General features: G+C 38.7%; 17 protein-coding genes. 3 read left to right on the top strand and 14 right to left on the bottom strand.

Translation table 11 applies throughout. The features are described 5' to 3' along the window. The first annotated feature begins 256 nt into the window (after positions 1–256). The 3 genes from moaC to CYP54_RS06220 are packed head-to-tail and all read left to right on the top strand — an operon-like array spanning position 257 to position 2,223. A complete protein-coding gene (moaC, locus tag CYP54_RS06230; RefSeq protein WP_180382178.1) occupies positions 257–733 on the top strand; it encodes a cyclic pyranopterin monophosphate synthase MoaC in 477 nt (158 codons plus the stop codon). Continuing rightward, positions 708–974, top strand: coding sequence for an HP0495 family protein (locus CYP54_RS06225; RefSeq protein ID WP_103604585.1), 267 nt, complete (start codon positions 708–710; stop codon positions 972–974). The genes moaC and CYP54_RS06225 overlap by 26 nt, the downstream gene beginning before the upstream one ends. Before the next feature lie 10 nt (positions 975–984). Then, positions 985–2,223, top strand: coding sequence for a hypothetical protein (locus CYP54_RS06220; protein ID WP_103604584.1), 1,239 nt, complete (start codon positions 985–987; stop codon positions 2,221–2,223). A 109-nt stretch (positions 2,224–2,332) separates the two neighbouring features. Here the strand turns inward: CYP54_RS06220 and CYP54_RS06215 are convergent, their stop codons facing one another. The 14 genes from CYP54_RS06215 to CYP54_RS06150 form a co-directional block, all read right to left on the bottom strand. Further along, a complete protein-coding gene (locus CYP54_RS06215; RefSeq protein ID WP_103604583.1) occupies positions 2,333–3,127 on the bottom strand; it encodes an undecaprenyl-diphosphate phosphatase in 795 nt (264 codons plus the stop codon). 57 nt (positions 3,128–3,184) lie between these two features. Further along, positions 3,185–5,095 (bottom strand): transketolase, encoded by a 1,911-nt coding sequence (tkt, locus tag CYP54_RS06210; protein WP_103604582.1) that lies wholly within the window; start codon positions 5,093–5,095, stop codon positions 3,185–3,187. Positions 5,096–5,203: 108 nt separating this feature from the next. Then, positions 5,204–6,103, bottom strand: coding sequence for a polyprenyl synthetase family protein (locus CYP54_RS06205; RefSeq protein ID WP_103604581.1), 900 nt, complete (start codon positions 6,101–6,103; stop codon positions 5,204–5,206). After that, positions 6,100–7,209, bottom strand: coding sequence for a DUF7488 domain-containing protein (locus CYP54_RS06200; RefSeq protein WP_103604580.1), 1,110 nt, complete (start codon positions 7,207–7,209; stop codon positions 6,100–6,102). The genes CYP54_RS06205 and CYP54_RS06200 overlap by 4 nt, the downstream gene beginning before the upstream one ends. After that, positions 7,206–7,520 (bottom strand): YbaB/EbfC family nucleoid-associated protein, encoded by a 315-nt coding sequence (locus CYP54_RS06195; protein WP_002941513.1) that lies wholly within the window; start codon positions 7,518–7,520, stop codon positions 7,206–7,208. Before CYP54_RS06195 ends, CYP54_RS06200 begins: the two co-directional genes overlap by 4 nt. A 3-nt stretch (positions 7,521–7,523) precedes the next feature. Beyond that, a complete protein-coding gene (panD, locus tag CYP54_RS06190; protein WP_002941539.1) occupies positions 7,524–7,871 on the bottom strand; it encodes an aspartate 1-decarboxylase in 348 nt (115 codons plus the stop codon). Positions 7,872–7,873: 2 nt separating this feature from the next. After that, complete coding sequence (locus CYP54_RS06185) at positions 7,874–9,157, bottom strand: UDP-N-acetylmuramoyl-L-alanyl-D-glutamate--2,6-diaminopimelate ligase (RefSeq protein WP_103604579.1); 1,284 nt, start codon at positions 9,155–9,157, stop codon at positions 7,874–7,876. Then, complete coding sequence (locus tag CYP54_RS06180) at positions 9,135–9,689, bottom strand: histidine kinase (RefSeq protein WP_103604578.1); 555 nt, start codon at positions 9,687–9,689, stop codon at positions 9,135–9,137. The genes CYP54_RS06185 and CYP54_RS06180 overlap by 23 nt, the downstream gene beginning before the upstream one ends. Next, positions 9,676–9,951 (bottom strand): NifU family protein, encoded by a 276-nt coding sequence (locus tag CYP54_RS06175; protein WP_021091089.1) that lies wholly within the window; start codon positions 9,949–9,951, stop codon positions 9,676–9,678. The genes CYP54_RS06180 and CYP54_RS06175 overlap by 14 nt, the downstream gene beginning before the upstream one ends. A gap of 209 nt (positions 9,952–10,160) precedes the next feature. Further along, complete coding sequence (locus CYP54_RS06170) at positions 10,161–11,078, bottom strand: NrtA/SsuA/CpmA family ABC transporter substrate-binding protein (RefSeq protein WP_103604577.1); 918 nt, start codon at positions 11,076–11,078, stop codon at positions 10,161–10,163. A gap of 76 nt (positions 11,079–11,154) precedes the next feature. Beyond that, a complete protein-coding gene (locus CYP54_RS06165) occupies positions 11,155–11,847 on the bottom strand; it encodes an ABC transporter ATP-binding protein (protein ID WP_103604576.1) in 693 nt (230 codons plus the stop codon). Beyond that, positions 11,844–12,593, bottom strand: coding sequence for an ABC transporter permease (locus tag CYP54_RS06160; protein ID WP_103604575.1), 750 nt, complete (start codon positions 12,591–12,593; stop codon positions 11,844–11,846). The genes CYP54_RS06165 and CYP54_RS06160 overlap by 4 nt, the downstream gene beginning before the upstream one ends. Next, on the bottom strand, positions 12,590–13,198 hold the full coding sequence (locus CYP54_RS06155) for a hypothetical protein (RefSeq protein ID WP_103604574.1): 609 nt from the start codon (positions 13,196–13,198) through the stop codon (positions 12,590–12,592). Before CYP54_RS06155 ends, CYP54_RS06160 begins: the two co-directional genes overlap by 4 nt. A gap of 123 nt (positions 13,199–13,321) precedes the next feature. Further along, positions 13,322–14,326: a Cj0814-related protein gene (locus tag CYP54_RS06150; RefSeq protein WP_103604573.1), complete on the bottom strand. Its 1,005-nt coding sequence runs from the start codon at positions 14,324–14,326 to the stop codon at positions 13,322–13,324. Positions 14,327–14,521 lie beyond the last annotated feature (195 nt).

Below are 14,521 nucleotides of genomic sequence, written 5' to 3'. Positions count from 1 at the left end.
AATCAATACTAATATAGTTTTAATAAAATTTATTATCTATAAAACTCTTCATTTTAGGTATTTTATGCATTAAAAATTAAATTATAAATAATTTATTAAAAAAATTATTTAAATTAGATAATTATATTAAGTAATGAGAATTTTTCTCAGCATTTAAGTAAAAAGCTAAATTTTATGTGTTTGATATATTTTTAGCTTAAAGCCATTGGTAATTTAAATTTGTTTAAATAGGCTATAATCCGCCAAAAAAGGAGAGATAATGCTAACGCATTTAGATGAGAAAGATCGTCCAAAAATGGTCGATGTGAGCCCAAAAGATCCTACAAAAAGAGTAGCAACTGCTAGCGGGATCATCAAGATGAGCAAAGAGGCCTTTAGAGCGATAAAAGAAAACACTGGCAAAAAAGGCCCGGTCATCCAAACAGCTGTCGTTGCTGCGATAATGGGTGCAAAAAAGACAAGTGAGTTAATCCCGATGTGCCATCCACTAGCTATTTTAGGTGTGGATTGTGATATCGAGGAGCTGCCTGAAATTTGCGCTTTTAAGCTTTATGTGAGTGTAAAAATAGAGGGCAAAACAGGCGTTGAGATGGAGGCATTAACTGGCGTTAGTGTGGGACTTTTGACCATTTATGATATGGTAAAAGCTATAGATAAAAGCATGGAAATAAGTAATATCGTGTTAGAGAGTAAAACAGGAGGAAAAAGTGGCGAGTATATGCGATCTAAATAACAAAAAAGCAAAAATTGATTACCCAACGCATTGGGAATACAAAATAATATTTGACGCAGATGTCAATGTAGAAGAAAAGGTAAAAGAGATAGTAAAAGATAGAGAATTTAAGCTAGTCTTTTCAAAATTTAGCAAAGATAAAAAGTACGCAAGCTATGACCTAGCCGTACTAGTTTTGAGCGAAGAAGAGAGGCTAGAGATATTTTCAGTACTAAAACACGAAGCAAAATACGTTTTATAAGGTAAAAGATATGAACAATTTAGAACAAAATTTACATGATTATAAAAGCAGTGATGGCTTATTAATAAGCATAAAAGCTCTTTGCAATAACTTCTTTCAAGATGCTGCAAACAAAGATATAAATGCTTTGCCAGAAATTTTAAAGGCTAAAATGAATGAGCTTTATGACAAAATGAACAAAGAAGATCTCATAAACGCAAAAAATCTAAAAAGTGCCATGGAGGGAATAAATCAGGCCATTGTCGGCACTGAAGAAAAGACACTTTACGAGCTACTTGATAAAAAAGATGAGCTAAACCGTGCAATAGAAGCAAAACGTGAAGAGATAAAAAATAGGCTCAAAATTTCATTTGAAGCAGCTGAAGAAGTCGTAAAAGATAGAAATTTTAGTGAAAAAAAGGAAATTTTAGAGCTTTTAAATAATGCGATCATTAGAGAAACAAGACTTCTTGGTATCTTAAAAGAGAGCGCTCAAATCGCATTTTTGACAACTCTTGAAGGTGCGAAAGATGTCGAGGAAACAGCTGGTGCGATAGCTAAAAATATGACTTATGTTGCGATAATTGGAGGAGAGTTTAGCAAAGAGCGAATACTTGAAATTTCAAAAAACATCATCATAGCAGCGGCAAATTTAGCAGATGAGGGTCATATTTTTGCAAAAGAGCTGATAAGTGGAGCGATAAGTGGCACAAGAGATGGCATTTTAAGAGCCATAGAAAAGCTTAAAGATGAGGCGAAATTTGCTCCAGATGAGCTTAGGCTAAACTCACAACTACTAAACTTAAAAAATATTGATGAAGAATTTATAGCATTGCTTAGGGAACTTGAAAAAGAATTTGAAGGTGTAGCAAGAAATGAAATCGAAAATGTGATAAATAGCGAGCTAGATACAAACCTCGCAAAATTTAAACGCATTAGCGATCAAGCAAGAGAGCAGATTATTTCAAGGATAGAAGAATTAAAGTCAAACGGCATGGCAAAGCTTATGAGTGAGGCAAATAATAAATTTGAAGCCCTAAAGCAAGAGCTAAACGACAAGAGTAAAAAGCTAAAGCTAAATTTTGATACAAATGACAAAATCGAAGAGATCAAACAAGAGATCGCTAATCTTGAGAAAAAAGCCAATGAAAAATTTGAAGACATCAAACAAATTGACATCAAATCAGAAGCCAAGAAATTTGGAGATAGGGCTTATCAAGCTGCAAAAGATCTGTTAAATGTTATTAAAAAAGATAAAAAAGAGGATTAAATTATCAAGCTTATCTTGAAATTTTTCCTGAAAGATACTCACGCTAAATATTCTTGCCAAGTGTAAAAAATTTCTCCACACTTGGCTTTTACTTTTTAAAGCTTTAAAATCACAAAAATAGATAAAGTAAAAATGCTCCTAAAATCAAGCGGTAGATGACAAAGGGCAGCATCCTGATTCTTGAGATGATACCCATAAATAGCTTAACGCAAAGATAAGCACTAACAGCACTTATGATGACGCCAAGGGCGATGTCGCTCCATGGCAGAGCATTTGGGTCTTTTATGAGCTTGATACTCTCGAGCCCGCCGGCCAGGATGATGACTGGGATCGACATCAAAAATGAGAAATTTGCACTACCCTTGTGGCTAAATCCTAAAAAAAGTGATGCTGTCATCGTCACACCTGATCTTGAGACGCCAGGGATGAGCGCCACAGCTTGAGCAAGGCCAATAATAAGCGCAAATTTTATGGTCATTTCATATTCGCTTTTATTTGTCGAGCGAAGATCAGCAAAGTAAAGTGCTATGCCAAAGACGATCGTAGTAATAGCGATCACAACGCCGCTTCTTGCGTATTCTTCGATAATGTTGTTAAATAAAAGCCCAAAGATCCCCACTGGAATGGTAGCAAAGCCGACACACCAAACAAGCAAGCTATCGCCTACCATCTTTCGTTGTGCGATTGAGGCAAAAAAGTCACGAAGTAGCTTAAAAATCGTATCTTTAAAATAAAAAAGTATCGCGCTTAACGTACCAACGTGCACTGCCACATCAAAAGCAAGACCTTGATCTGGCCAGCCAAGTAGCTTTGGCACCAAGATAAGATGAGCCGAGCTTGAAATGGGCAAAAATTCGCTTATGCCTTGCACTAAGGCCAAAACAATAACATGAGAAATTTCCATAAAATGCCTTTTTTGATTTTAGATTGCAGTTGGGGATTTTACTCCCCAAGATTAAATTTATATAAGTTCGCTAGCAAAATTTGCAAGTTTTTGTGGAGTAAATCCAAAGTGATCAAATAGCTCGTTCGCCTTGCCGCTGGCGCCAAAGCTGTTCATGCCATAAACTGCATCAGCAAATTTATACCACTCAAGGCCAGTTGCAACCTCAACTGCGATTATGGTTGTGTTTTTATCTAAAATTCTAGCCACGTATTCATCTGGCTGCTCGCAAAGTAGGTCAAAACAAGGCGCTGATACGATATTTGCACCGATGCCCTGCTCAGCTAGAAGTGCGGCTGCTTTTACGCAAAGTGAAACCTCGCTACCGCTTGCTATAAATGTGATCTTTGCATCTTTTGACGAGCTTAAAAGATATGCGCCGTTACTCACCTCTCCAAATTCGCCTTTTGCAAGTGGCTCAAGGCCTTGACGGCTAAGCACAAAGGCACTTGGAGCATTTAAATTTAGAGCCGCTTGCCAGCTAGCTGCGTTTTCGTTACCGTCAGCTGGACGGAAAGTGTAGAAATTTGGCATCGCTCTAAATGTGCTAAGCTGTTCGATAGGCTGGTGCGTCGGACCATCTTCGCCAACGCCGATACTATCGTGCGTGAAGACAAAAAAGTGTTTTATGGCCATTAGCGCTGCTATCCTCGCACTTGGCTTTAGATAGTCGCTAAAGATGAAAAATGTCGCTGAAAATGGCAAGAAAAGGCCGTATCTAGCGATACCATTGTTGATGGCCGCCATAGCGTGCTCTCTGATGCCGTAGTGGATATTTTTGCCATTTGGAAAGTCGCCCATGCCCTTTAGCTCAGTCTTATTTGAAGGAGCTAAGTCAGCGCTACCGCCGATAAAGCCAGGTAGTTTTTTAGCTATCTCATTTAAAATGACATGGTTTGTATCTCTTGTGGCTAGCTTTTTGTCGCTAAAGTCTGGAAATTCGATCTTACTAAAGTCTGGATTAAGAAGCGAGTTTAGTAGATTTTTGCCTTCAATGCTTAGTGCCTCAACCTTTTTGTTCCACATCGCTTCTTCAAGATCGCCCTTTTCAACTGCACCTCTAAATCTTAAAAGCACGTCCTCATCAATGGCAAATTTCTTCTCAGGGTCAAAGCCAGCTGTAGCCTTTGCCTTTTTGATGATCTCTTCGCCAAGTGGTGCGCCGTGGCTGTGGTGACTTCCTTCAAGCTCCATTGCACCACGTGCTATACGTGTGTTTGCGATGATGAGATATGGTGACTCTTTCTCGTTTGCTTGCTCAAGTGCAAATTCGATCTGGTCATAGTCGTGTCCATCGATACGCGCGACCTCCCAGCCCTGCGCCTCAAACCTCGCTTTTACATCCTCACTAAAAGCTATCGCTGTGTCGCCCTCGATCGTGATGTTATTTGAGTCGTAGATTAGCACAAGGTTATCTAGTCTTAAATTTCCTGCGATTGAACATGCCTCGTAGCTTATGCCCTCTTCTAGGTCGCCGTCGCCGCAAAGGCAATAAATTTTATGATCGATTATTTTATTGTCTGGCTCATTTAGCACGTTCGCAGCGTATTTTTCTGCCATGGCTAGGCCAACTGCATTTGCTACGCCTTGACCGAGTGGGCCAGTAGCAACCTCAACGCCTGGAGTATGAATTTCTGGGTGTCCTGGAGTGTTTGAGCCAAGTTGGCGAAAATTTTTAAGCTCCTCTAAACTTAGATCGTAGCCGCTTAGGTGCAAAAAACTATAAACCAAACTTGAGGCGTGACCACCGCTAAAAACGAGCCTATCTCTGTTTAACCATTTTGGATTTTTTGGATTGTGTTTTAAAAAGTTGCTTAAAACCACCATAATATCAGCTAGACCCATAGGCGCACCTGGGTGTCCGCTGTTAGCGTTTTGCACCATGTCAGCGCACAAAAATCTTATAGTGTCAGCTTGTTTTTTTAGCATATGATCTCCTTTTATTGCGCTAGATTATACAAAAAAGTGATTAAAACTTGCCTTGCATTTTTGTCCAAAATGTCTAAAAAGTGATATAAATTTACGAAATTTACGCAACTATCTTAGATGCTTGTCTGTAAGCTCTAAGATCATCTTTGCTATGCCAGAGTCTATCTGATTTAGTGCCTCTTCTATCTCGCAAATAAGCTCGTCTTTTTTCTTTTTTGCGCCAGATAGACCTAGCAAATTTGTAAATGAGTTTTTAGCTAGGTCGTTATGCACGGGTTTTCCAGCAACTAACTCGTCGCTTGTAAGATCGATGATATCATCTTGTATCTGAAAAGCAAGGCCAAGCTTTAGGCCGATATCATAAATTTTCTCGCACTCTGTTTCGTCTAAATTTACTATCACAGCGCCCATTTTTAGGCTAGCAGCGATCAGCTTTGCGGTTTTGTGGATGTGTAAAAATACTAGCTCATCAAGGTTTAGCATCTTGCCAGAGAGTCCAAATTTAGCCTTTGCTCTTTTGATGTCCTCTTTGTTTGTATTTTCAAAAAAACAATCAAGCGCCTGACCTAGCACCATGCCACTAACGCCAGCATTTTCGCTTAAAATTTCCACACATTTTATACGCGTCTCAGCACTCAAATTGGCACGTGAAATTTCATAAAAAGCATGCGTATTTAACGCATCTCCTGCAAGTATGGCAGTCGTCTCGTCGTATGTTACGTGAAGCGTTGGTGTGCCACGTCTTAGGCTTGCGTTATCCATCGAAGGCAGGTCGTCGTGAATGAGTGAGTAGGTGTGCATCATCTCAAGCCCTAAAGCCACTCTCATGGCTCTTTGCGTGAGGCTTTTATCCACACTTTCTACCACGCCAAGAAGCAAAAGCGCCCTAAAGTGCTTGCCTCCAGCCTTTAGCATAACGCCAAGCGCCTCCTCGTAGTAAGGATGAAAGCTCGGTGCCTTTGGCAAATTTGCGTTTAGAAATTTTACAAAGTCATCAAGCAAGCTCATTTTGGCACTCTTGCAAAAAACTGAAAGTCATTTCTAGTAAATAGAAGCGTAAAATTTTTTAACTCACCAAGCTTCTCTAAAAGCTCTTCACGACTACTCACGCTCTGTTTATCAAAACCCAAAATTTTATCGCCGGTCTTGATGCCAAAAATTTCTGCATTCGACTTTGGCTCGACCTTTGTAACGACTAAATTTTTATCCACCGTAATACCATAATCCACCAAAACCTTATCATCAAGCATTGTTTGCGCTTCTTTTGGCATGATGTTGAAATTTGGTATATCAAGGCTTGAAGGGGCGTCTACATCGAGGCTTTGGTTAAATTTCATATCCCCACTTACTGGCACTTGAAAGAGCATTTCTTGCTTATCGCGCTTCACGATGATGTCAAGCTTTGCGCCCTTTGGAGCAAAAAGCACCATCTCATTTAGCTCTCTTAGGCTCTTTGGCTTGATGCCATTTACACTCACAAGCTCGTCATCAACCATCATCATCTTGCCACGGCCCAAAGGATCAACAAGACCTACAAAAAATTTATCCTCTTTTTGCAAGAACTTCACGCCGATATCGCCGTAATAGACGTCATCATAAGATACAAAGTGCTTCAAATAACGATTTGGTATAAATTTATCAGATCCAACAGCTATGCCTATCATCTTGCAGCAAGGTGTATTTATCTCGCCAGTCGCGTTATACTCGAAGCTTAGCGTATCAAAGTCGCCTAAATTTTGCCCTAAAGACTTGATATGTCCCATCACTGTGTTGTTCGTGTCATTTAAGATACCAACCCAAGTGCTCTTTTTTATGCGCTCCTCGTTGGTCTCATCAGCCATCACAACAGGGCTTAACTCCTTGCTAGAGCGTACTAAGAAAAGCTGCAAATATGGGTCAAATTTGACATATTCGCCAAGTGGAGCTCCCTCGCTTTTTGGCACTGCGATCAAATTTTTAGTGATAGCCACGCCAAAGTGTTTATTTACCGAGACGATTGAGTTTTTATTCTTTTCAAAGCAGGCGTTAAAGTCCTCTTGCGTAGGCCTAGGATCGGCGTTTAGGCAAAGCGCTGATAGCAAAAAAGCAAGGGCAAATTTATAATTTAGTCTCATTTTATCCCCATCGAAGCAAGGCCGCCAAGCATCCTTGAAGCGGTGTTTTTCTTATCGGCCTCAACTGATTTTAGCACGTCATTTACGGCGCTTATTAGCAAAATTTGCATGCTCTCTTTATCTTCAAGCAAGCTATCATCTATGCTGATATCAAGTATCTCGCCACTGCCGTTTGCTCTCACGCTTACAAGTCCGCCGCCGCTTTTTGCTCCAAATTCTTTATTTTTGCTCTCTTCTTCCATCTGCTTGGCTTGCTTTTGCACATCTTCAAGCATCTGCCCCATCTTTGAAAAGTCAAATCCCTCAAACATCGCCTACTCCTTTATGATCTCGTTTTTGTTATTTACATGCACGATGGTTGGCTTAAATTTCTTAGCCTTTTTAAATTTCATACTAGCATACGCCACGATGATGACCACATCGCCCACGCAGACCTTTCTCGCAGCTGCGCCATTTAGGCAAATTTCGCCTTTTTTACCTTTTATCACATAGGTGGCAAATCTCTCGCCATTATTTACGTCTAAAATTTCAACCTTTTGATTTTCTATCAAATTTGCAGCTTTTATAAGCTCCTCGCCGATGCTGATCGAGCCAACATAGTTTAAATTTGCGTCTGTTACGACGGCTCTATGGATCTTACTAGCTAAAATTTCTATATTCATTTTTACCTCTTTAAAAGCTTTTTTACTACTTCTTTGTCGCTAAATGGGTGCTTGACGCCCTTTATCTCCTGATATGGCTCGTCGCCTTTGCCAAGTATGACAAGCGCCCAGCCGGGTTCTAGCTTGCTAATGGCTAGCGCGATCGCCTCTTTGCGGTTGGTGTTTCGTATCAAATTTTCGTTTTGGCTCATGCCAGCACAAATTTCATCGATTATGCTCTCTGGCTCTTCGCTTCTTGGATTGTCACTAGTGACGATGCAAATTCTTGCGTATTTTTGGGATATCGCTCCCATTTTAGGGCGCTTTGTCCTATCTCTATCGCCACCCGCGCCAAAGACTGCGATCAAATTTAGATGTCTAAGCGAGTTTAGCACCTTTTCTATGCCATCAGGCGTATGGGCAAAATCCACAATGACTAGCGGATCGGTGCTAACGACCTCCATCCTGCCGCTCACGCCTTTAAATTTACTTATCGCCTTTGAAAGTGTGACCGCGTCTGGGCGCTCTAGCAGGCAAACGGCGCCAAGTGCGGCGATTAGGTTATAAAGATTAAACTCACCTTGCAAGCTTGAGTCTATCTCGACATCACCATTTGGCGTCTTGATAACCGCGTCTATGCCGTCCTTTAACCCATAAACTACCGGCGCAAAGCTGGCTGGCTTTTTAAGCGAATACGTATAAGCGTTTTTTGGGTTAAATTTAATGCCATTATCATCAGCATTTATAAGCTTCATGCAATCATCATCAAAAAAGCTCGACTTTACCCTAGCGTACTCCTCCATGCTCTTGTGGTAGTCGAGGTGGTCTTGAGTCAAATTTGTAAAAATTTTTAGAGCAAACTTCAAGCTCTCTATACGCTTTTGAGCTATCGCGTGTGAGCTAACCTCCATCACGAAGTACTCGCAGCCTTGCTCGCTAGCTGCTTTGAGGTAAGAAAGCGTCTTTAAAATGGCACTCGTCGTAAGCGCCTTGTCATCTATCTGCTTGCCCTCTATAAATGCCCCTCTTGTGCCACTTAGCCCGCATTTTTTGCCTAAATTTCGCAGGGTCTCGTAGATAGCCGCAGCTGTTGTGGTCTTGCCATTTGTGCCCGTGATGCCGACTATCTTTAAGTTTTCATCGATTTTTAAAAGCTTCTTGCACTCTTCAAGGCTGATTATCTTAGCGCCATTTTTTACCGCTGCCTCTGCAAATTTTGCATTTGCAGTAGTTTGCACAAAGTATGCACCCTGCTCGCACTCGTTTGAGTCATCTGTTATGAAGCTATTTTCTACTGATATTTTCATCGTTTTGTCTTTTTTGTATCTCTTTAAAAAGCTGATCTATGCGCTCATCGCCACCAAACATCACCGCCGCACTCTCAAGATAGTTTATACTCATTTCGATGAAGTCATTTTTTATCAAATTTCCCAAAAATTCTAAAAAATCATCTTTGTTTGAGATCATTACCTTGGTTGAGAACATGATATTTTCAAAGACCTTTTTGAAGCTCCCGTCCTTATAAACAGCCTTTTTAAAGTCCTCGTAGCTGATCGCGTCTTGCTCTTCAAAATATTCATCGCTAGCCAATCTTGATTCTAAAATTTTTAAAATTTCATCCATTCCTTCATCATCTTCGCCAGCTCTTAGTTTATCCATAAAATAGTCAAATAAAAGTTTTGCTTCCTCTGCATTTTTCTCGCCAAGGGAGCAAATTTGTATCAAAAATAGTAAATTTTTATCCTGTGTCTTTTCGTAAGCTAGAGAGAAGTAAAAGATCGCTTCTTTAAATTTAGAACGTTTGAAGTATTTAATGCCTGTTTTTTTATAATCTATCAATGTCAAATTCCTCGCCGATCGGGATATTTACGACCTCAAGCTCTGGGTGAATATCCATACGAAGTTGTCTTTCGAGTCCATATTTTAGTGTAGTTGTGCTAGCTGCACATCCATGACAATGCCCTGTAAGTCTTACATAAATTTTGCCGTTTTTTATGCCAAGTAGCTCCATGCCACCGCCATCATTTTCAAGCATCGGTAATACCTTTTGCAAACTCGCACTGACTGGTTTTAAAAGTTCTTCATCGCTAAATGGGATCATATCTTTTCCTATTAAATTTTTGGGCTATTATAGCAAAATAAAAATGCAAAAAATAATGGCTATATTTTTGCTTAGTGCTAATTTTGCTTTGTAATTTAAACCATTCTGACACACCTAATCAGCTTTGATTTTTAAATACGTGAACTAAAATTTAGTAAATTTTCTGATTATTAGTTTTAGGGCAAAAGGGCAAATTTCGCCCTTTTTGTTTAATCTATTAGAAGCGATTTTATATCTACTTTTTGTTCAATCATCTTACTCTCGAGCATAAATTCTTGCGTAGCCTCAAGTGCTTTTATATCTTCAGGCGTGATCTTTGGACTAAAGTCATACTGAGGATACATACTCTTTACCGCCTCTATGCTAAGCCCAGTCTCTTCAGCTGTAAATTTTAATGCCTCTTCCTCATTTGCTTTCATAAAAGCCAAAATTTCATCTTGAGCCTTTTTAAATTTTTCAACTATATCTTTATGCTTTTTGTAAAATTCTCCGCTTGTGGCAGTAACGATGACTGGAGTGATGACGCCCTTGCCTGTTGTTACAACACTAAGTCCTGATTTTTTAGCATTATAAGCAGCTGGTCCAGCAAGAAGTGCTGCATCGACGCTACCATTTTCAAGTGCAGCTTGTGCAGCTGGGATGCCCATAGAAACGAACTCTACGTCATTTATGCCTAGACCGCTAAGAGCAAGATACCTAACCAAAAGCTCATTTAATATCGTACCTTTTGGCCCTGCTATTTTTTTACCTTTTAAGTCTTTAGCGGTTTTTATGCCTTTATCTTTAGCAAATATTGCAAAAGCTTCAGGTGCTCTTGAATAGGCACTTATGATCTTTATGTCAGCTTTATTTGCCGCAGCAAGTATGACTGAAGTTCCGCCCACGCAGTTTAGAAACTGGAGCGAATTTGAAGCTAGAGCTTGAGTCTGCTTTGCACCTGATGTTATCTCAGAGTACTCTACCGGTACGCCAAAATATTTAGCATAAAAGCCTTTAAATTTATCGACGATTGAAGGGACGTTTAGTGGCGATTTGACATAGGTCATACCGATCTTATCTAGCTCACTTGCGTTTGCGACTAGACAAAGCAAAGAGGCTGCACACAAAATCTTAAAAAACTTTCTCATATTTGCTCCTTTAAAAATTTTCCAAATTATATAACTTTTTGCTTCGTTTTGGTTTTAATTATCATTTTATAAAATGCTAAATTTCACTTAAAATTTTACGCTTTAAATTTATTAATTCATTGCAAAGCAAATCTCTTGGCTTAGCTAGATTTGACAGGTCATAGTTTGATTTCATCCCGCCTTTTTCAAGCAAAATGATCTCATCTGCTAAATATAGGGCTTCATCGACATTATGAGTGACAAAAATGATGGTTTTACCGGCTTGAAGCTTTAAAATTTCAGCCTGCATGCTGGCTCTCGTAAAAGCATCTAGTGCCGCAAATGGCTCATCCATAAGGATCAAATTTGCCTCGTACGCAAGCACTCTAGCAAGAGAAACGCGCGAGCTCATACCGCCAGATAGCTGCGAAACAGCGGCAAATTTAAAGTCGCTAAGCCCTATCATTGATATGAGCCTATCTATCTTTGCCTCGTCTATCTCATGCTTTTTAAGCGCAAATACGATATTTTCATAGACATTTAAAAAAGGCATGAGCCTAGGCTCTTGAAAGACAAAACCGATCTTTGCTTGCTCTTTAAATTTTATCTCACCAAGGCTTACACCCTCAAGTCCAGCAATAAGCCTTAAAAGAGTCGTTTTACCGCAACCACTTCTACCAAGTATAACGGTGATCTTATCTTTTTTTATGCTTAAATCTAGCTCTTTTAAAACATCGATACGCTTGCCATTAATAAAAAAATGCTTTGATAAATTTAAAATTTCTATCATTTTTCGCTTCGCAAAAAGCTAAATTTAGATATCAAAAATAAAAATATCCTATCTATGAGCACACCGCAAATTCCAATCGTAAAAATGCCTACAAATATCCTATCTGCACGTGAAAGCTCCTCAGCGTCAAGTATGAGATAGCCTAGCCCGCTAGAAGCTGCAATCATCTCCGCTCCCACAATCGCTCGCATCGCGTAGCCAAAACCTATGCGCATACCGACAAAGATATCTTTTAGCGCACTTTTTAAGATGATCTTGTAAAAAATTTCAAATTTACTAAAACAAAAAATTTTACCAACCTCAATAAGCTTCACATCGCAGCTAGTTAGTCCTTTTGAAATGCTTAAAAACATTGGGAAAAACGATGCTAGGATGATAATTATAATTTTTGGTGTTTCGTTTATACCAAACCAAAGTACCAAAATAGCAATAAGGCTAAGTGGCGGAACATTTCTAAAAAACTCTAGTATCCACTCATAATAAATACTAGCTTTTGGAAATAGCGCCGCCACTCCGCCAAAAGCAAATGCCAAAACAAAAGCCAAAATATAACCAACAAATATACGCTTAAAGCTAATCATCACATGCATTATTAGCTCACCGCTTAAGCTCATGTCAAACATCGTTTTAAGTGTCGTAATAGGACTTGGCAAGATATAAGGTGTGAAAATTTTTAGCTCGCAAACGACCTGCCAAAGGGCAAAGATCACTAGGATCAAAACGCTCTTTTTAAAAATTTCTATCACAGCCCATCTCCATTGTGACAGCCATTTTCACAGTATAAAAGCTCGATGATCTGATAGTTTTTAAGCTCGCTAAATTTATATAAAAATGCGTTTTGTATCTTTTCTTTGCTGCATAAGCTTAGTGTTTTTATGCCTAAATTTTCAAAAAATCCAGGTGGGATCGGACTTGATTCTATTTTACTTATTTGTAAATTTATATCGTTTAACTCTTTAAAATTTTTCCATGTTAAAAATGTAGTTCGCTCTAATTTTAAAGAATTTCCAAGCTCAGCCAAGTCCTCACAAGGCGTTGTTATATAAAGCCACTCATCTTCTTTTAGCTTCGAGCTAAGCTCAATGGCGCTTTCAATTAAAATGGGATTTAAGCTTGAAATATTATTTGAAAATTCTTTGAAATTTGATCTTATAAAATTTACAGCTCTTGGACAGCGACTGTCTAAAACCATGCCTTTAGAGCATAAATTTTTATATGAATTTTTGACATCACGAACATGATCTTTTTCGCACTCCACTATGTTAAAGCCCTTATTTTGCAAAAGCTCTTTTAACGCAGAGAAGTCATACATATTTTTTACAACGGGATTTAGCCAAAGTAGCTTTCTCACGAGTTCTCCGTAATTTTAATAATAGAAATCAAGATTCTATCATTTAAAAATTTAAACCAAGTAAAAAGAGCCGCTTATGGCTAAAATCATAAAAGATAGGTGGTGCAAAAAGCTAAACTTAGCCTACACTTTTATATCTAATTTCTGTTTTTGCTCCACTTTTTCCATTAGTTTTAGTATATCAACTCCGTTTTTCTCAAGCTGCATTAGCTCCTTAAGATAGGCAAATTTCTCATCTTTATTGATGTCGTAAGTAGCCAGTTTCTCACTTCGTCCGATCACTGAAGCATAGACTTTGTTGCCATCGAGTTTGTCCGTATTTTGCACATTATAAAGCGAGAGCACGCCCTCTACCACCTCTTTAAAATCCGTCCCACTCTTCATGCCAGCTTTCATGAGCGTAAGAAATCTCTGTCTGCTCTCTTCATCAGTGAAATTTATACTTTGTAGCGTCTGGTACTCGATTGGCGGCTTATTAGTGCTAGTTAGCATGGAGATAGCCTTTTTGCCTATCGTAATGCTCTCCACACCGACTCTTTCGCCAAGATACTGCCTAAGTGCATAATCAATCCACTTATCTTTAAACTCATCTATGCTTAGGTCCTTATCAAGTATCTCAAACCCTTCCACATGGCTCTTGTGACCAAGCCCAAGAAGTGTGTTGCCATCAAGTTTTGATGTATACTCTTTTGCAAAGAGATCGACATCTGTTGAATAATATCCTATGATCTCTTCGTGAGCTCTGCCAAAGCCAAGTGCTTTGGTCTGATTGATAAAATTTTTGAGATCATTTATCTCATCTTGGCTGACTTGTTTGTCATATCCCATGAGCTTGCCCCAGATGCTTATCTTGCCATTAGCAGCTATGCCTGATAGCGAGAAATTGCTAGCAAATGTTAGATTCTCGCTATTTTTTTGAAATTTCATTGTATTTGTTTCATTTAATTTTATTAAGTCAGCTCTAGTATCAGTATGACTTTTTTGCTCATCAACCAAACCGCTAGATAAATTATTTAAAGAATTTTTGTCTATATTGGATTTAGTATTTTTAGTATCAAGCTCTTGCGCTCTACTACTTTGCGAGCCAACATAAAAATTTGTGCCAACTCCATTTACACCACCTACCATCTCAAATCCTTTGAAATTTATAAGATATTTGAAACGAATATCGTCTTTATAAAATAAAATTTTAGTATAGAGTTCAAAGGTAAAGAGTTAAAATATATGATTTTAGATTAAAGGATTTACAACTTTTAACTAAAAATTTTATGGTTTTGGTTAATAATTTTGGTAGATAATTAAAGAAATTTATAGCTTTTGAAA

Source organism: Campylobacter concisus (assembly GCF_002914005.1).
Lineage (GTDB): Bacteria > Campylobacterota > Campylobacteria > Campylobacterales > Campylobacteraceae > Campylobacter_A > Campylobacter_A concisus_N.
Note: the sequence above shows the minus strand (reverse complement) of the source record. Positions and strands in the feature narration are given on the sequence as shown.